At 66.7% G+C, this 18,032-nt stretch carries 13 protein-coding genes and 1 pseudogene; 3 read left to right on the forward strand and 11 right to left on the reverse strand.

The genetic code is table 11. From position 1 onward, the window contains the following. Positions 1 to 93 precede the first annotated feature (93 nt). Positions 94 to 282 (reverse strand): CsbD family protein, encoded by a 189-nt coding sequence (locus tag AC0VYP_RS20140; protein ID WP_285757624.1) that lies wholly within the window; start codon positions 280 to 282, stop codon positions 94 to 96. Between the two features lie 439 nt (positions 283 to 721). On the opposite strand from AC0VYP_RS20140, the pseudogene AC0VYP_RS20145 reads away from it, so the two are divergent. Next, positions 722 to 1,487: pseudogene (locus AC0VYP_RS20145) on the forward strand (transposase family protein). A gap of 102 nt (positions 1,488 to 1,589) precedes the next feature. On the opposite strand, the gene AC0VYP_RS20150 reads toward AC0VYP_RS20145, so the two are convergent. The 10 genes from AC0VYP_RS20150 to ychF form a co-directional block, all read right to left on the reverse strand. Further along, positions 1,590 to 2,309, reverse strand: a complete 720-nt coding sequence (locus tag AC0VYP_RS20150; RefSeq protein ID WP_475471235.1) for a hypothetical protein — start codon at positions 2,307 to 2,309, stop codon at positions 1,590 to 1,592. Then, positions 2,306 to 3,475 carry a C40 family peptidase gene (locus AC0VYP_RS20155; RefSeq protein WP_475471237.1) on the reverse strand — a complete coding sequence of 390 codons (1,170 nt, stop codon included), beginning with the start codon at positions 3,473 to 3,475 and terminating at the stop codon, positions 2,306 to 2,308. Before AC0VYP_RS20155 ends, AC0VYP_RS20150 begins: the two co-directional genes overlap by 4 nt. Position 3,476: 1 nt before the next feature. Continuing rightward, positions 3,477 to 4,106 (reverse strand): hypothetical protein, encoded by a 630-nt coding sequence (locus tag AC0VYP_RS20160; RefSeq protein WP_475471239.1) that lies wholly within the window; start codon positions 4,104 to 4,106, stop codon positions 3,477 to 3,479. A 126-nt stretch (positions 4,107 to 4,232) separates the two neighbouring features. Further along, a complete protein-coding gene (locus AC0VYP_RS20165; RefSeq protein ID WP_475471240.1) occupies positions 4,233 to 6,413 on the reverse strand; it encodes a type IV secretion system protein in 2,181 nt (726 codons plus the stop codon). A 173-nt stretch (positions 6,414 to 6,586) separates the two neighbouring features. Beyond that, a complete protein-coding gene (locus AC0VYP_RS20170) occupies positions 6,587 to 9,070 on the reverse strand; it encodes an ATP-binding protein (RefSeq protein ID WP_475471242.1) in 2,484 nt (827 codons plus the stop codon). Positions 9,071 to 9,170: 100 nt separating this feature from the next. Then, positions 9,171 to 11,396: a MinD/ParA family ATP-binding protein gene (locus tag AC0VYP_RS20175; RefSeq protein WP_475471244.1), complete on the reverse strand. Its 2,226-nt coding sequence runs from the start codon at positions 11,394 to 11,396 to the stop codon at positions 9,171 to 9,173. Positions 11,397 to 11,423: 27 nt separating this feature from the next. Continuing rightward, positions 11,424 to 12,482, reverse strand: a complete 1,059-nt coding sequence (locus tag AC0VYP_RS20180; RefSeq protein WP_475471246.1) for a conjugal transfer protein — start codon at positions 12,480 to 12,482, stop codon at positions 11,424 to 11,426. Between the two features lie 12 nt (positions 12,483 to 12,494). Further along, a complete protein-coding gene (locus AC0VYP_RS20185) occupies positions 12,495 to 12,812 on the reverse strand; it encodes a hypothetical protein (protein WP_285757631.1) in 318 nt (105 codons plus the stop codon). 108 nt (positions 12,813 to 12,920) lie between these two features. Next, positions 12,921 to 13,898 (reverse strand): conjugal transfer protein, encoded by a 978-nt coding sequence (locus tag AC0VYP_RS20190; RefSeq protein ID WP_475474313.1) that lies wholly within the window; start codon positions 13,896 to 13,898, stop codon positions 12,921 to 12,923. Between the two features lie 311 nt (positions 13,899 to 14,209). Next, positions 14,210 to 15,304 carry a redox-regulated ATPase YchF gene (gene ychF, locus AC0VYP_RS20195; protein ID WP_475471248.1) on the reverse strand — a complete coding sequence of 365 codons (1,095 nt, stop codon included), beginning with the start codon at positions 15,302 to 15,304 and terminating at the stop codon, positions 14,210 to 14,212. A gap of 222 nt (positions 15,305 to 15,526) precedes the next feature. Between ychF and AC0VYP_RS20200 the strand changes: the two genes are divergently transcribed. After that, positions 15,527 to 16,483 carry an FkbM family methyltransferase gene (locus AC0VYP_RS20200; protein WP_285757634.1) on the forward strand — a complete coding sequence of 319 codons (957 nt, stop codon included), beginning with the start codon at positions 15,527 to 15,529 and terminating at the stop codon, positions 16,481 to 16,483. Positions 16,484 to 16,591: 108 nt separating this feature from the next. Continuing rightward, positions 16,592 to 18,022: a DNA recombination protein RmuC gene (locus tag AC0VYP_RS20205; RefSeq protein WP_475471250.1), complete on the forward strand. Its 1,431-nt coding sequence runs from the start codon at positions 16,592 to 16,594 to the stop codon at positions 18,020 to 18,022. Positions 18,023 to 18,032 lie beyond the last annotated feature (10 nt).

Raw genomic sequence — 18,032 nt, forward strand, 5'->3', positions numbered from 1 at the left:
CGCTTCACTTCATCGGATCAGCGCCATACGCTCCTACTGCCTCGACAGAAGACGTTCATGCATGAAGATGCGGATGAAGTCGTCAGGAGGTGCTCAGAGCTTCTTGCGCGCCTTGGCGACCTCGATGCCGATCTCGGCCCCGGTCTCGCGGAGCCGACCCTCCAGAACGTCCCGGTGCCCCTTGCCCTTGAGGTCCTCGTTACCCACGGCATCACCGACCGCCTGCTCAATCTTGCCCTTGACCTGCTGACCCTTGGCAGCAGCCTTCTTGGCGACGCTCATCCGAACCTCCGTTGGTAGGAGTCCGCACGCAGGCCCGGGGATTCGTCCCGCGCGACTCCGGTGCTCCCTCAATAACCGATTCTGAACGCTTCAAGCATTCGCCTGGTCAAGGCCGGAAACCTGGAACACTGCGGATCGGAAGCGTGAAAATCGCCTTCGGCCGGCATATTTTCAGTACGCCTTGTGCTGTTCGACCAAGGTGCGTAGTTGCAGCCAGCCCAGGATCGGCCGACGGAACAGATCCGATCTCACCTGACCACAACCAATTCCCTCCAAACCTCAGACACAGTCTGGACGAAACGGTCTGGACTGAGCCTTTTTCATTCTGAAGGTGCAGGTCGCAGCCCCGTACCGGTCTCCCCGCGCCTCTTCCGAACAGCAAGAAGCCCCTGGCAGGTGGGTCAACAACCACGAAAACCTGCCACACCAAGGGCTCCGCATGCTGTTCTACCGCTCCGCGCTGCCGTTGTCACGCCGCACCCTCAACCTGACCGCCCGCACCATCCGCACCCACCGCGCCACGACCGGGCCCCGACGGCGGCGCTAGACCCGGCGCAACAGGCCCTGCTGGTCCTGGTCCACCTGTACAAGGGTGAGCCCTTTCGCCCCCCTCGCGGCCGGGTTCGGCCTCGACACCACGACCGCCTGGAGGTACGTGCGCCAGACCACGGCCCTGCTCGCCGAGCAAGCGCCCACCCCAAAACAAGGGCTGCGCCGCGCCCGCCGGAAAGGCTGGGGGTACACGATCGTGGACGGCACCCTCATCGCCTGCGACCGGGTGGGGGCCGACCGGCCCTTCCACCCCGGCAAGCACAAGCAACACGGCATGAACATCCAGGTCGTCGCAGCCCCGGAGGGCGAACCCCCTGTGGACGTCGTGGTCGCTGCCCGGCGCGGTGCACGACACCCGCGCCGCCCGGGGCTAAAAGATCGCCGAGCGGATCGAGGCCGTGGGCCTCCTCGGGCTGGGCGACAAGGGCTGCGTCGGGCTCTGGGACGTGGTGTTCTGCCCGTTCAAAGGGCGCGGCAAGCCGCGGTGGAAGAAGGACGCCAACTCCGCCCACGCCAAGCTCCGCTCACCGGGCGAACGCGTGATCGCCCAGCTCAAACAATGGGACATCCTGCGCCGCCCGCGCTGCTGCCCGCAGCGGGCCGGCCAGATCACCCGCGCTGTTCTGGTCCTCCAGCTCCGAGAAACAGGATGAAAAAAGCTCACTGTTTCGGTGAACGAGGAAGCGAGCGAGAGAAATTCCCCCTCTCCCCGAACAACTAATTCACAGGCATCGCCCCAAGTAGCACAAAAGCTCTCAATCGGGAATAATTCGATCGAGGCGAACTCGAATATCAGGGATAACCTGGCGAACTAAGGATCGATAATCAGATTCGAGCGATTCGCCATCCATAGGCTCACCGCCTTCAAGGAGAATGAGAACCGATGTATTTTTCACTACTCCAGAAAAAGAAAAGATCTCTTTCCCATTCGAAAGTCCATAAAAATATTTTCCACCCTTAGGAACGCCTCCAACTTCGCCCTCGCTCAAGACTTCTTCAACAGATTCTCTCGCAGAAGACTCAACCTCTCCCACACCTGCAGAATCCGAACCGATGACCGACTCGTAGACGAGGGTGAAATCGGACTCCACGAGCCCGCCCACCATAACATTCCAGGTACAGCTGTTACTTATCTCCCTGGATTGCAACCCCGGATCCGCAAGAGCCGTATCAAGGAAATTGTCACCCGAATCCACTCTTTGAGGAGAAAGCGAAGTGAAAGCCTGAACATTCTCCATCGATTCGCAGAGATCAAACGAACCCGGTTCAAGATCCGAAACAACGCCCCGTGCGGGCACAGATGAATCCGGACCTTCGGGAGAACCGATACCGGGGAAAGAAAAAAAAGACCGCGAAACGAAGAAAATCATTCCGATGACCAGGAATCCAGCCAGGAAACCCGATCCGACGACAACCAAAAATGCCTTGAACCCACGAAGGCCCTGTTTTTCCGGTATGCCCACATCTTTAATCAAAGCTCCCCCAGCCTTTCCAGTTGGGCCTTGGCCTCTGGCGCCTCCAGCGGCCGGGTGAAGCCCAGGATGGCTGAACGGTTGGGGCTGTCGTACTCCCGGGTGGCAATCGGTCCGCAGTTGGTGCACCACGCCTCGACCATCAGTCCGTCGCCGATGACCATTCCGACGTGACCGGGACCGGGCGGTTCACCTGCCCGCTGCACGTCGAAGAACACGAGGTCGCCTGGCTGCTCGTCCCCCTTCTCGATGCGCGGCCCGTAGTTCCACTGGTCTTGGGAGACACGGGGAATGGTCACCCCGACGTCTTCGTAGGCCCGCATCACCAGACCCGAGCAGTCGAAACCGCCGGGCCCCGTACCTCCCCACACGTAGGGAAGGCCGCGTTTGGCCATCGCCCAGTCCACGACTGCCTGGGACAGCTCGTCCGGGGCGACGCCGATAGGGCCGCCCTCCGCGGTGAGCGTGCAGTCCACGGCGGTCTGGATCGAGGCGCCGGTCGAGTAGTCGCCGTCGGCGTACTGGTCCGCCCACCCGAGGACATCGTCCACGTACCACCAGGCGTGGTTGTATCCGAAGATCGCCTTGCGCAGGTCGGTCTCGGCTCCGTGCGCGATCAGGTAGTCGGCAGAGGCCGGGATCGCGTCCTCCGGGTCGTAGACGCTGACCACCCCGTCGTCGTTGCCGTCCTGACCGTATCCCTGCTCAGGGCGGTCATCGGCCGGCATGACGGGCTCTCCGCCCCAGCTGTTCCCGGCGGCGGATCCATCCAGGGAACCGAACTGCATGGGTCCCGCGGCCCCCCAATCGTTGTGGCCCTCGGTGATCCCCGGCCCCTCCCAACGTCCGTGATGGCTCTCGACCTGGCCGATGCCGGCGAGAACGTTCCACGGAACACCTTTCTCCTTGCCGACCCTCTTGTAGATGGCCAGATAGTTCTCCGGAATGGAGTCCTCGGCGTAACCCGACGCCTCCACCTGCTCGGTCTGGCTCGTGCAGCTCAAACCGCCCGCGGTCAGCGCACCGAGCCCCGTGTTGATGGACGCCATGGGAATGACGAGGATCGCGAGGACGACGACCCCGGTCAGGACTATTCCGAGGCCGATCGCGAGCTGGGTGGCGCAGCTCCCGCTGTCGGACGGAACCGTGCGGACGAATGGTTTGAGCATCTCAACCCTCACCGAGGTTTCCCAGGTCGGCCGGCTGGAAGTCGAACACCTGCCAGGCGCCTCCCTCCCGGACGACCGTCACTGCGAAATCACCGAGGTTCTGGGTCGTCCCGTCGTTGTCCTCGGTGATCGACTGCACCTTGAGGACGAAGACGATGGACTTGTTGTCGAAACCGCGGATGGAGCGCAGGTCGGCCAGTCCTTGGGAGACGGCCTCGCTCTCTGCGCGCTCGCCCCACATGGCGCCGGCTCCGGAGCTCTGCGCGAGGGTCTCGGCGTACTCCTCGGTGGCGAGTTGCTCCATACGGCCGTAATAGGTCTCAGGGGACTCGGAGTAGTCGATGGTTCCGTATGCCTCTGCGAAGCTCTGCGCGGAGACGGCCGCCGCCGTGAGCTCCTCTTCGGTGAAGGGGAACAGGTCGAACAGCTCGACCTCCTCGGCGGCCGTCGTGGGGATCGGGGCGACAGGCTGCTGCGAGCTGTCGGGGGCCTCCGCCTGCTCCTGGGACGGGGCGTTCTCGCCCCCGTCGGAGAAGCCGCCCACACTCCAGTAGATGCCGAAGGCCACCAGGACCACGACGAGAAGGCCGAACACCAGACGCTGCGCACCGTCGGAGAGAGGCTTGGGCATGGGGGGCTTTCTGACTCGTGGAACGGGTTGGCCGAAGGAGCGGTCGGTTATGTCTCGAGGACGTGCTGTTCACGGTGGTGGTGCGCGCCTTTTTCAAGGGCCGCACCACCACTCGGGAAGCGCTGGCTAGTCATCGTTGTCCAGCCAGAAGGGAATGTCGCGCTTGGCATCTCGGCGGCGGGCGGCGTCCCCCGTCCAGAACGGACTGGTGGGAGCGTCCTTGTCCTTTCCCGAGCCTTTCAGCCAGTTGTCGCTCTTTCCGCTGTCACGGGGAAGCGGCGCGGGACCGGTCGGCCGGGGCGGCGGAGTCCGTTTCGGGTCACGTGCGCCCAGGCCCGCCCAGCGTGAGGCCCTCGGCGCAGCACCGTCCTGATGGGGCGCATCGGCCCGCCTGCCGAAGACCCCTTGGCCGGTCCCGGAGTCGGGGGCTGCCGCGCGGGGGGCGTCAGCGGCGTTCGACGCTGCGGCGGAGGGCGCCCTCTGGGCGTTCCCGGACGATCCACCGGTGCCGAAGACCGAACCCCACCCCGTGTCACCGGTTCCGGTGTACCCGCCGGAGGGCCGGGGCGGGATCGGTCCGCGCGGCTCCGCGGAACCGCCGGCCGCTGCGGTACCGCTGAGTCGCGGCGCCTGGTCGGAGGTGCGTCTGGGCGCGGCTGTGGTCAACTTGCCCCCGTCGGCGCCGCCGGCCGGCTGCTCCCCCAGGTGCAACGGTGGAGCGGCCCCCGCGTTGTGGGCACGTCCGTAGGCGGCAGCACCGCGCGCCCGGGTCTGCTCACCGCGAACGGGCGAACCGTCTCCGGCTCCGGCGTCTGCGCCGGCCGCTGCTCCACGGGTCTGCTCGGTCCCGTCCCCGGGAATCCCTCCTACGGGCGGAGCTCCGCCTGCCGGGACCGCCGACGCAGCCGCGGCCAACTGGGGAGCGTTCCTGAGCCCCCACTTCTGGGCGCGCATGTAGGCGACCGGCGGGAGGACGTTGGCGCTGTTGGCGAGCACCCTGCTGTTCATCGCGTCGCTGACCATCCTCGATGTGAAGGTGTTGGCGTTCACCGAGGTGAAGAGGTGCGCGAACGGCTTTCGGTAGATGAAAAGAGCCAGGGTGAAGAGCGCCAACAGGATCATCTGGAGGCCCCAGCCGAGGTTGGTGGCCATAACCAACCCGTAACACATAACAAGCAAAGAAATCAGGAGCACGACGAATATCTGCTTCAGCAGCATTCCAAGAATCATCTCCATCCATCGAATCAGGACCGTACGCCCATAGCCCGGATGGATTCCTATAAGAAGAAATATCGGAGAAAGGAGGAGCAGGAGCAGAAAACCTATTTTAAGAACGATAAGAGCTACCGAACCGGCCAAGATCAATCCCCCGGCGAACACTGAGGCAAAAAGTGCGAGCGTCGCCACACCCAAGCGCCCCCCTTGCTGTCCTCCTTCAAAAAGTGGATAGATCTCGGGATAGGTGTTTTCGATATCCTCCGCAATCGCAACATAAGACTCTTGCTTTTCCGAATAGAGGGTAGCAGCGTCGATCTGCCCCTCACTTATCTGATGCTGCTCTGCACGGCTTACGCCTTGCGCCTCCAGAAGAGCGACTCCATGCCGCTCCGCAGCCGTATTTGCCACAGGGCCGTTTCCGAATTCTCCAGCAACCCAAGGCCTACACACCAGGCCAGTCCAAAGCATTTGAGAATTCGATCTGACAGCGAAGTCGTTTTCACTTTCCCAGTCGGCTTTGGTGATCTCAGGAGAACCAGCAGGGCACGTAGTTGATGCACCCGGCACAGAGATCCTGGAGACTGCCGTATTGACCAACTGGCCACCAGAATTGACCGCTGTACTCGCATACCCCAAAATCTGCGCGGGGTTCACCAGGATCCAGATGCCGAGCGCGGTCGCAAGGACCATCCACACCGCGCTCTCGATGGTCAATGTGACCCGTTTACGGATGAGTCCGTACCAGCCGAGCCAGACCGCACCGAGGATCACGACCGTTGGCAGGAGGGGACGCCAGATCCCCTCACGGAGTTCGACCACGACGCTCTCGACCAGCTGGTTGAAACTGGCGAGCAGACCGTCGGAGGTGGCGGCCTGGTAGACGGTGATCGTGGACTGGTTGATGGTCTTGGAGAGGTCCCACGCCGTGTTGCTGAGCGTGGCCACGGCGCTCGAACCGAGCTTGTTGACACAGGACTCGCGAATGACGTGCCACTGCTGTCCGGAGGTTCCGTACTGGCCGTAGAGACTGGCGTCCGGCGGTAGCCCGTCCGGCGAACGATCGATGGCCGCCTGTGACTGCGGCGGCACCAGGAGACCGTCAGCGCCCGAACCGGCCGCTTCCGGCTGTGGGGCGGGCTCTCCCTCGCAGCCGGGGACGGCCGCCTGCACCGACCCCACAGGGACGAGGAAGAACGCGCACATGAGGACGGCGAGGAAGGCGATGCGACGCCATCCGGTCCGCCGTGCGGGTGGGGTCGAAATCATCGCAGCGGCTCCCGCGCGTCCAACCCAGTGGTACCGACCAAAGCGCCGTCCTCCTCAACGTCGGGCCTTTGTCGTGTCGGGTTGGTGTCGAGCCACCTCAGCAGCTCGTCCGACACGAGATCAACGGCGATGCGTCCGGCACGGCCGTCGAGGTCTCGAAAGATGCACTCGCCGTTGCCGAGGTTGCGGAGTGCGGCCATGTGTTCCTCGGAGGATTCGACCCCGAGGAGTGCCATAACGTCACCGACCTCGACCCGCTCAGTGGAGCGGAAGGCGAACACGCTGGACAGGCAGTTGGTGACCTGTTCGTTGAGCAGGTCACCGGCGTTCTGGCTGACCAGGATCAGAGCGGTGTTGCGGGAGCGCCCCATTCTCGACACCTCAGGGACGAGCTTGGCGCCCTCCGGCGTGGAGGTCACCGCCCATGCCTCGTCGAGGAAGATCGCCTTGGGCAGGCGACGGTCGAGCCCGTTCATGAGACGGCGGGCGAACTGGCTGACCAGGTACAGCAGCGCAACGCTCAGCCGCTGCTCGTAGCTGTAGTCGTCGCGCTGGATGGTGGAGTCGGGCAGGGTGAGTCCACCGAGGGTGAAGACGGTGGTCCATCCCTCGGAGTCGATCTGGTGGTCGCCCTGGGGGTCGAAGCACAGGCTGGCCAACCGCATCTCCGACATGGAGCGCAGCACCGCGCCGAGGTTGCGGGAGGCAGGGTCGTGCGACGCCTCGAGGTAGGCGACGACCTTGTCCAGGCTGGGACGGGGCTGGTTGGCCACCGCCGCCACCGCCTGGATCATCGCGGATTCGCGTTCCTCGCTCATCCGGGGCAGCAGGAGACGCAGTGTCTCGGTGGCCATCGTCTTCTTAGCAGGAAGGTCGTCACCGAACCCGAACGGGTCGAGCAGTCCGGACTCGGCTGATTCCAGCGACATGATCCGGGCTTTGCGCCCCCTCCGCTGGAGCAGCCGCACCAGTGACTCCGCGTCACCCTTCGGGTCGATGGCCGCGACCGTGACCCCGCGCAGTGCGAGCTGGTAGATGAGCAGCAGCGCGAGCGTGGTCTTTCCTCCGCCGGGCTCCCCGGTGATGGCGATTGCGGTGGGCCGGTTTCGGGCCGCGGCGACCATCGGGTCGAAATGCACGATGGCGCGGGCCCGTCCCAACGTCTCGCCGATGTAGGGGCCGACCCATCCCGCACCTCCCGCGTCGGTCCGGTCGCCCAGGTTGACCGTCGCGGTGGGCATTCCTCCGGCAACAGTGCGCAGCGGCTGGCGCTGCGCGTAGGCGTTGAGTCGCAGGCGGTCCCCCGGCAGCGACTCGCAGAACAGCGAGAACTGGTCCCCGGTGGACTGCGTGATGTCGATGCCCATGTCGCGGTAGTGCTCCACCACCGCTTCGACGCGCTGCACCAGCAGGTCCTCGGTGGGAGCGGACACCATCAGCCGGTGCCAGCCGTAGACGAAGGGCAGCCGCTCCTTGGTGATGCCGTGCTCCAGCATGCGTGCGGCGTCGATCTGCTCGGCGAGGGCCAGGGAGGGCTCCGCGCCGGCCTCGCGCATGTGGGCGTCCATGTCCCGGGCGTGGGCGAGCTTGCGGGAGACGTCCTTGCTGGCCTTGGCCGGCGGCACCAGCTTCATCCGCAGAGACACCTCGACGGGGAAGGGCAGCGCGTCGGAGTAGTGCAGCCACGGCTCACCGTCGGGGAAAGCCATCAGGTCGGGGAAACGGGAGAAGGAAAGGTAGGAGACGTACGCTTCGCCGACGGGCTGCTCCAACCGCAGGAATGAGCGCCCGTTGTGCAGGGTCCCGTCCACGAGCGCCTCGATCTCGCCCTGCCCCCATCGCCGCCGCGCGGCCGCGGACGGGCGCGGCTCCTCGATGGTGCTGGTGACGGCGTGCCGGATCAGCCATGCGAGTTCGGTGGATCGGGCGTGGCGGGCGTGCAGCGAGCTCGCCGCAAGGGCCCGCCCCAACCGTTCGGCCTGCTCGGTCCAACGGGCGATCTCGCGCGCGTCGATCGAGTCGTCCTCCAGTCCCAGCACCTGCTCGGTCCGCTGGTAGACCCCGAAGAGCTGGGAGAACATCCCCTGGGACAGCTGGGCGCGCACACCGCGCTGTCCCAGCCGGACGCCGAGGTAGACCTCCTTGCTCCAGAAGTCCTTGGCCCACACGTGCCGGTACATCTCGTCGAGGTAGTCGTACCAGCCGGGCCCGGAGTCGGAGGTGCGGTCGAGTTTGGTGGCCCAGTCAGCTGCCGGGTAGGTGCGGTGGGCGACCCTCAGGTGGACCTCGGCGTCGTTCATCCGGATCGCGGCGAGCGCGATCGTGATGTTGATGGCGAGGGCCTCGCGCTCCTCCGGCGTGGAGAACTCGTACGACACCGTAGGCAGCCGGAAGTAGGCCCACGCTTCGGTGTCGCTGAGCAGTACACGATCGTCGAAGTAACGGACCGCCAGCCGGCTGGAGCCCCTGCTGCCGTTCATCGGGTGTCCTCCTGCGGAGTGCGGTGGTGGTTCGGGTGCGTCGTCCAGGACCTGTCCGGCCGGAGATCGGGCCGGATATCGGGCCGGTGCTGTGCGTCGCTCACCGGTTCGCCTCGGTCCTGGGCCGGGGGCTGCCCGTGGCAGTGCCGAGTCCGGCCATGACGACACCGCCGAGCGCGGCGTGGGCGCGGCGGGTGGTAGCGCGCAGCGCTTCGACGTCGATGGTGCCGCGGGCCGAGGCGACGTGGTCGTCCCAGGGGATGCGCACGATCGCGCGGCATCCGCCCCTGGCCACCTGCTCGGCCGCGTCAACGTCGGCGAGGCTGCGCTTGCTGACACCGTTGATGACGACCACTGCTTTGGCGCGCAGGTCGGCGTAGCCGTGCCCGTCGAGCCATTCGAAGGTGAGCGCGACCGCCCTGGCCGCGTCGGAGCTGGCCGGGGCCACCAGCACCAGACCGTCCACGATGGGCAGCGCGCGGGCGACACCGGTGGCGGCCGGGTCGAGGAGGGTGAGCGGGTAGTAGCGCTCCAGCATTCCGGCCAGGTTGGCGTAGTCGCGGTCGTCGAGGGTCTGTACGTAGGGGTCGTCGAGGGTGCAGACGACCTCCAGCCCGCTGGGTGACTGCGACGTGTAGTCGCGCAGCCCGAGGTAACCGTGGATGCTGTCGGCGTTGGCCAGCAACGAAGTGACGGTCTCGGGGCTTTCGGTGCGGATACGGCGGGAAAGGCCGTTGGGCCCGGGGTTGACGTCCACGGCGACCACCCGGTCGTCGCGATGAGCAGCGAGGGTGTGCCCGAGCATCAGCGTGGTGATGGTCTGCCCCGCCCCTCCGGTACAGCCCAGGACGACGATCCGGCGCGGACTGTCGAGCGGTGTGCGCAACCGGTTGACGTCGGCTGTGGGAAGGTCGGTCTTGGGGACGGGGGTGTTGCCTCCCGTGACCACGCGGGCGAGTCTGCGCCACCCTCGGGTCCCGCCGCTGGACGAGGAGTCGTCGGCACGCACGAGGGACACCTGTGGGCCCGCCTCGTGATGTTCGGTCGGAACGGCGGGAGCGCGAGTGGCGGACCCGGTGGAGGCGTCGCCCTGCACACCGCTGTCGTCCGCCCCTCCGAGGATGCGCATGTTGGGTGTTCCCGAGAGCAGCTGCTGCTCCCCGGTCCCGTGATCGAGCTGCAGGTCGGGCTTTTCCGCAGCGTTGTCAGGAGAGGTTTCCCGGGATGCCTGCGTGCCCCGGGCAGGGGTGAGGAGTTCACCGACCTTGCGCGCGTTGTAAGCGATCCGGGTGAAAACGCCTTTGTCGTCGGCTGGTTCCGCCTGATCGCCCTGATCGGGTCCGGTTGTCGCAGAGGTCTCGACGGGCTCGGCGGGCTCGGTACCTGCCGAGCGCACGTTGCGGGCGAGGCGCTCGGAACGCTGGGGTGGTTCCTGGTCGGCTGTCGCGGCGCGCTGGAGCAGGGCCGCCCGTTCGACGGCGGCGAGGTCGTCCTCGGTCGGCCGTTGGGCGACGTCACTGAAACTGACGTGTTCGCCGGTTCCATGGTCGAGTTCCAGGGGAGGCTTGAACCGCTCGCCGGGACCGGAGACGACGGGCCTTGCTCGGTCGGACGGGGGGATAACCGTCGTCGTGGCCTCAGGCTCAGGCTCAGGCTCAGGCTCAGGCTCAGGCTCAGGCTCAGGCTCAGGCTCAGGCTCAGGCTCAGGCTCAGGCTCGGATGCGTTGACTTCCGGGTGGGACGTGAGGACAGCTCCTGTCCCGGCACCGGCTCCCGGCTCGGCGTCGTCGCCAGGCACCTCCACCGGGCCGGCAGGAAGCGCGATCGCGTGAACCGTACGGAGGGGCTCCGGGGAGGAGGCGGCTGCGAGCTCCTCGACGGCGACCGGTTCGTCGCGCACGGGCTCGGACCGATGACCGTCTTCCGCTGCCTCGGGATCTGCATGGCGGGCGGCAGGGGCCGCAGGGGCGGCCCCGAGCGCGGCCGTGGGCCCCGTCGTGCTTTCGGGCACCGGCTCGGCGGCAGGCCGGTCGTCCGCCCCACCGGTGTGGTCCGTGTCGGGTGCGGCGGCGACCTGGTGGCCGTCAACGCCCGAGGCGGCTTTCTTCTGGGGACGCTGTCCGTCGGGGTGCTCCGGGATTCCCGCATCGTCGGTACGGGCGACTGGGGGGAGGTCCCAGGGGGCTGCGTGCGGCCGTGGTCTCGGAGCCTCGGCCGAGTCGTTCTGTGCGTCGTCGGCGGGGGCGGGCAGTCCGTTGCCGTGTGCCTGCGCCGTCCCCCGGGACTCGGCGATCTTGGCGCGGACACGCTCCAGGCGTCGAGCCACGGCGACGCTCTGGGTCCGCCCCCGCAGTCAACGCTGGGCGAACTGCTTGTCCTCTTCGCCGTCGTCGAGGTAGTCCGAGGCGAGGATGGGCTGGGTGTCGGGCCCTGCGGACCGCGTCTCCGTGACGGCCTCCGGGTCGGGAGCCGCCATGATCTCCTCCGCACGGCGGCGCGCGGCGGCCCGGTCCTGAGGAGGCGGCATGGCCGCGGTGTCACTGCTGGCGTAGGCGCTCTTCGAGGACAACGGCCAGGGGGTCTGGCCGGACGACGCGGACAGCGAGGTGTACCAGGCATCGCTCTCGTGGTCGGGACCGGGAACTGCTCCGTGGGCCGGAGAATCCGTTCCCGACGGCAGTGGACGGCTGGGGGCGTCGTCCCGGCGTTTGATCGAGGCGAGTTCGGTGCGCAGGGCAGCGGGGGTTCGCTCCTCGGAGCGCTCCGGGACGGTGCTCTTCTCCCCGTTGGGGAGCGGTGCTTCCTCCTCTGCGGAGGCGACGGGACGGACGAGCGCGATACCGAAGTAGTCCAGGACCTTGCGGCCCGTGGAGGGTGCCGCCTCCGCACGTTCGGAGACCGCGACGGGAACGAGTTCCTCAGCCTCTTTTCTGGGCTTCTCGGTCCCCGCTGCCGTCTCCGGGACCGGCGCGGCGGCACGCTTGCGGTCGCGCTCGGCAGCGCGGGCGGCCTTGCGGCTGACGGCGGGGAGCGGGCCCGCCGCGGGGTCACGGCGCCAGACCCGGATCGCGATGACGAGGTGCGTCGGCTCGTGCTGGGGCGCGAGCCGGGTGTAGACCCTGGGTTCTGCGACATAGCGGCCCTGGGAGAGCAGAAGCTCGGTGAGCCGCTTGCCCTCGATGACGGGGCGGGTCGCCAGGAACGCGATCACCCATGGGGGGACGATCCATAGGACGTGCCACGGCGTCTCGAAGGGGACGCGGAGAAACTGCATGAGCAGGACCCAGACGAGGGTCACGCCCAGCCAGACACCGACAGTGACGAGCGGAAGCGAAATGGGCAGCCGGAAATCATAAAGCTTGTACAGCCGCTTCTCGATACGCCAAATATTGGTGTACGTGGGCAGATCCACGTCCCCGGCCTCCTACTCGGTGGTCACGCCCATGGCTCGTGCGATGGCGACGGCGATGACTTCGATGATCCCTGGTACGTAGAAAACGATGCCGATGAAGATCGCCAGGATGATGAACTGCGCGAATCGGGTGATCTCCCTGGTGAAAAGGAAGAAGATCGCCACGATCGAGACGATGACGAGGAACAGTGGACCGAAGAAGCCTCGCAACCAGTCCGCGAGGCCGGTGGTGTTGGGTCCGTCGGTGTTGGCTGCCAGGACGAGCACGGGACGCACCGCGTCGGCCGCGGTCCCGGCGAATTCGGAAACGAGGGGGAGGAGGGGGAGCATCTAACCGGTTCCCCCCGTGATCCACGCTGTTCGGCTGGTGTTCTGCATGGTCCTTCGTCTCCTTAAACAGTGCCTGAGTCGATGCCGGTCATTGTGTCCCGCACCGCCTCACCCGAACGAATTGGGGGCACCTTGAATATCACGCACATACCAGGACTCACCGTCCTTGACGACGGTGAGCCGGTAGCTCTGGGTCAGCTCGGCGTTGTTCCCGCCGCCGGGGACCTGCCACGCCACGGTGGCCTGGACGACGCGCACGTCCTCGTTTCCGGAGGACGCGACCGGGACGGTGATCTCGCCGAGGGAGCCGAACTCGACCGTTCCCGTGGGCAGGGGGACGACAGGCGCGCCGGGCTCGATGAAGGGGTCGAGGAACTGGGGGCTTTGCGCATAGGCGTCGAAGAACCCTTCGAGCCTGGGCTGGAGCTCGCCTTCGGCTTGGGGATCGGTCTCGACCGTGGGGGCCGCGGGCAGCTCGGCCTTGTCCGGTGCGGCCAGCAGGGCCGGGCGGCCCGAGACGACGAGTGCGGAGCCGTTGTCGGAAGCGTAGACGGGGACGTCGAGGCTGACCGGCTCGCCGCCGACCGAGGCCGTGAGACGTACCACGGCGTTGTTGTCGTCCAGCGCGTTGACGCCGACGACCTCGATTCCGGTGGCCGAAAGGGTGGCACCGGTGAGGTTGAACGTGGCCGCCCGCCCCTCGGGCACGAACGCGGCAAGCTCCTCGGCCCGCTGCGCCGGCTCCTCGGGGTCGGCGTTGAGGTAGATCGCGGCGAACTGAGCGGCGAAGGAGGCCGCGGCGGTCTCGGGGAAGTTCACCGTGGCGGTCTCGGGCGGCGCTTCCTGGGCCGGCTGGTTGAAGCCGGCGCGAAACGGCATCCAGATGCCGTTGAAGAGCACGACGAGGATGAACGCCCAGAGCACGGCGCGTCCGACCCACACCCACCAACGGCCGCCCGCCCCCGCCTTGGGCCGCCGTGACCTGCCTCGTTGGGCCGGCTCGGCGTCGAAGGTCTCCTCCGCCTCCACGCCGGGGGTGTCCGCTTCCAGGACACCGCCGCGCCCCGCGGCCGACCTGCGAGCCATCATGCCTCCATCCACCCAAACACGGGCATGCCACTTGGAGCAGTCGAATTCCGTCCTTCGCCTGTCTACCCCATCTTCTATGGTGCGGCATGACTCTGGATCTACGACCGCATTACGGGGCCGTGTTTCCTACCAACCCAATCCATGTACCCGGCCCAGCTTTGCCACAAAGCCGCACAGCTGGGTAATTCCTCACTGAACGGATGTATTCGGTGAGGTCAACTACCGGATTGATGATTGACCGGAAAGGGAGGAATCGCTGTTCAGTTAGGAAGCTGTGGCCTCGGTGGTCGGCGCGGGCCGGACACGGGTCAGACGTTGAAGCGGAATTCCACCACGTCACCGTCGTTCATCACGTACTCTTTGCCCTCCATCCTGACCTTGCCGGCGGCCTTTGCCGCCTGCATCGACCCCGCTCCGACCAGGTCGTCGAAGGACACCGTCTCGGCCTTGATGAAGCCGCGCTGGAAATCGGTGTGGATGACCCCGGCCGCCTCCGGTGCGGTGGCGCCCTTGTCGATGGTCCAGGCGCGCGCCTCTTTGGGGCCGGCCGTGAGATAGGTCTGAAGCCCCAACGTGGCGAACCCGACACGGGCCAACTGGGCCAGTCCTGATTCGGTCTGCCCCAACGACTCCAGGAGCTCGGCCGCTTCGTCGTCGTCCAGTTCCGCGAGCTCGGCCTCGATCTTGGCGTCGAGGAAGATCGCCTCGGCGGGAGCGACCAGCTCCGACAGTTTGGCGCGGAGCGCCTCGTCGGCGAGTTCGTCGGTGTCCAGGTTGAACACGTAGATGAACGGCTTGACGGTCAGCAGGTTGAGCTCGCGCAGGTGAGCGAGTTCGATACCGGCGGCCGGACCGCCCGAGGACAGCGGCTTGCCCTCGTTGAGCACCTGGCTCGCGGCCTCGGCGGCCTCGAGGACCTGCTTGCGCTCCTTGTCCTTGGCGTTGGTGCGGGCTTCCTTGGACAGGCGCGGAAGGGCCTTCTCCAACGTCTGGAGGTCGGCGAGGATGAGCTCGGTGTTGATGGTCTCGATGTCGCGCGAGGCGTCGATCTCACCGTTGACGTGCGTAACGTCCGGGTCCTCGAACTCCCGGATGACCTGACAGATCGCATCGGTCTCGCGAATGTTGGCGAGGAACTTGTTGCCCAGCCCCTCCCCCTCCGAGGCGCCGCGGACGATACCCGCGATATCCACGAAGGTGACGGTTGCCGGAATGATTTTGGCGGAACCGAAGATCCCCGCCAGGGTGTCGAGTCGCGTGTCGGGAACCCCGACCACGCCGACGTTGGGCTCGATGGTGGCGAACGGGTAGTTCGCGGCCAGAGCATCGTTCTTGGTAAGGGCGTTGAACAGCGTGGACTTGCCGACATTCGGCAGGCCGACGATCCCAATAGACAGACTCACGGGGCTTGAGTCTAGGTGCTCGTCCCGCCGGTCCCCAACGGGCCGGGTCAGGATCCGCTGTCCGCCCGACCCGCTTCCACGGGTTCACCGGACGCGAATGTTCTTTGAAAGGATTCGCCTGCGCGTCCGGCCAGCTCAGAGATAGCGTCATTGTCCAGGGCACGGCCAGGAGGCGTGCCGGTGTCCGGACGGTGCGGTCCGGACCGCGAGGTGGGGGGTGGAATGGTTCCCGATCCGGTTCGGGCGTTCGTACGCCGTCATCCGAACGTCAGGTACGCGACGCGCTGCCTGCGCTCACACCTGCCCCAGGTGTTGGGCGGGCTCGACGCCACCCTGCTTCCGCCCAGGGTGCGGTCCTTCGATCTGGTGCTGCCACGGCGCGAAGGCGGCGAATCCCTCGGCCCGGATCTGTTGTCGCTGTCGGTCCCCGGCGATTACTGGGTACCGCGCCGACTCCAGGCATTGGGGTTGGCCGGATACCGGCCGGAGATCGTCAGCTGCTTCCTTTCCGTGCTGGATTACGCCCGCCCCGGAGCGGTGCTCGATATCGGCTCGGGTGTGGGCCTTTACTCACTGTTGGCCGCCGCCCGGAGCCGCCGCCGCGTCTACGCGTTCGAACCGACCCCCGATGTCGCCGCCACCGCCGGCGCGATCGCCGCGGCCAACGGCCTCGCGGTGCGGGTGGAGGAGACCGCGCTGAGCAACCACACCGGAACCGGTTGGCTGCGTCTGTCAGCGGTCTCCGAAGCGTCGAACTCGCTGACATCGGGGTTTCGGCCGGAGCTGGGCCGCGTGGAGGTTCGGGTGGACACGGCCTCCCGTTGGCGGGAGCGCGACAACATCGTGCCTTCCGTCCTGCGCATCGATACCGGCCCCACCGAACCCGACGTCATCGCCGGCGCCCTGGAGATCCTGCGCCGGTTCCGCCCGTGGATCATGTGCGGGGTGGTTCCCGACCACGGGGTCGAGGAGCGGCTGATGGCACTGCTGGAGCCCCTGGACTACAGCTGGCACCATCTGTGTGGCCCTCCGCCCTATCCCGCCGGCACAACCATCACGGCGTCGCGCACACCGCGCGAGCGCACCTGGCTGTTCGCTCCCGAAGCGCCGGAACCGGCTTTCTGGGAGAACGTCCGGTTGTGGGGCGATGCACTGAAAACCTGTACGCCGAACGCCTGAGCGAGCTGCCCGGCAGCGCTCCGGCGCCGACGTGCCCGTCGAACCGGGGCCGGCCCCCTGCGCGTGGCGCGGGGACCAAAAGCTCCGGAGTTGAGACCATGGCGGGTTATGGATGGGTTTTATGTGCTCCTCGTACTGTTCGTGGGCCTGGGTGTCGGTGCGGCACTGGGCTGGTTGCTCGCCCGGTCGCGCACTGCCGGGGCCGAGGCCCGTGCGGAAGCGGCCGACGAGCGGGCGGCCTATATCGAGGAGCAGTTGGCGGAACGGTTCCGGGCCTTGTCGGCACAGGCGTTGGACGCCACCAACCAGCGGTTCATGGAGATCGCCGAGGGACGGCTGCGAGCGGCGAACCTTGAGGCGGGACACGATCTGGACCAGCGCCGCCAGGCCATCGAACACCTGGTGGCCCCGTTGAAGGAAACCCTGTCCCGGGTCGAGGGGCAGTTGCACGAAGCCGATTCCGGGCGGCGTGCCGCGCATGCGGAGCTGGCGAAACAGGTCGAGATGGTCCGGGAGGGCTCGGACCGGTTGCGTGATCAAACCGGTGCCCTGGTCACGGCTCTGCGCCGCCCGGAAGCGCGGGGCCGGTGGGGTGAGTTGCAGTTGCGCCGGGTGGCGGAGCTGGCGGGAATGGCCGCCCACTGCGACTTCGAGGAGCAGGCGAGCGTCACCACCGACAACGGGGTGCAGCGCCCCGACATGGTGGTCCGGTTGGCCGGCGGCAAGAACATCGTCGTGGACTCCAAGGTCTCGTTGGCCGCCTATCTGGAATCCGTCGAGTCACCGGATTCCACCACCCGTTCGAGCCGCTTGGAGGCACACTCCCGGCACGTGCGCACGCATGTGGACCAACTGGCCGCGAAGGCGTACTGGGCGGCGTTCAGTCCGGCACCGGAGTTCGTGGTGCTGTTCATCCCCGGAGAGGCGTTTTTAGCCCCTGCGCTGGAAAGGGATCCCGGCCTGCTGGAGTACGCGATGGCCAAACGGGTCCACATCGCCACCCCCACGACGTTGATCTCGCTGCTTCGCACGGCACAGTACGCGTGGCAGCAGGAGGCACTGAGCGCCAACGCGCGCGAGGTGTTCGAGCTGGGAAAGCAGCTGCACGGACGGTTGGCCACATTGGGTGGGCACGTGGAGACGCTGGGCAAGTCGCTTTCCCGGACCGTGGCGGTCTACAACCAGACCGTGGGCTCCCTGGAGACCCGTGTCCTGGTGACGGCTCGGAAGTTCGGGGAGCTCGGGCTGGTGGAAGGCGAACTGGATCGCCCGCGGGGCGTACAGGATCAGGCCAGGGCGCTCACCGCCGCCGAACTCACCGAAGAGGCCGCACGAGGACGCGGGGACAACCTCGGGGGGTGGCCGAGCGTCGAACACGCAGCAGAGCAGTTCGCCGGAACCACTCCCGAATCGGATGAAGAGGGTTTTTCTCCTCAAGAGGAGTTGTACGGCACGAAGTCGAGCGGTGGTCGCGACGATGAAAACGACGACACGACACACCAGAGAGAGCCGGATTTTTCACATGAGGTGACACACTGAATACCGTGAG

Source organism: Nocardiopsis sp. iso_186 (genome assembly GCF_056173365.1).

Coding starts and splice junctions, on each gene's coding strand:
- AC0VYP_RS20140 (WP_285757624.1), bottom strand. CDS start 282: ATGAGCGTCGCCAAGAAGGCTGCTGCCAAGGGTCAGCAGGTCAAGGGC.
- AC0VYP_RS20155 (WP_475471237.1), bottom strand. CDS start 3,475: ATGCTCAAACCATTCGTCCGCACGGTTCCGTCCGACAGCGGGAGCTGC.
- AC0VYP_RS20160 (WP_475471239.1), bottom strand. CDS start 4,106: ATGCCCAAGCCTCTCTCCGACGGTGCGCAGCGTCTGGTGTTCGGCCTT.
- AC0VYP_RS20170 (WP_475471242.1), bottom strand. CDS start 9,070: ATGAACGGCAGCAGGGGCTCCAGCCGGCTGGCGGTCCGTTACTTCGAC.
- AC0VYP_RS20185 (WP_285757631.1), bottom strand. CDS start 12,812: ATGCTCCCCCTCCTCCCCCTCGTTTCCGAATTCGCCGGGACCGCGGCC.
- AC0VYP_RS20190 (WP_475474313.1), bottom strand. CDS start 13,898: ATGGCTCGCAGGTCGGCCGCGGGGCGCGGCGGTGTCCTGGAAGCGGAC.
- AC0VYP_RS20200 (WP_285757634.1), top strand. CDS start 15,527: ATGGTTCCCGATCCGGTTCGGGCGTTCGTACGCCGTCATCCGAACGTC.
- AC0VYP_RS20205 (WP_475471250.1), top strand. CDS start 16,592: ATGGATGGGTTTTATGTGCTCCTCGTACTGTTCGTGGGCCTGGGTGTC.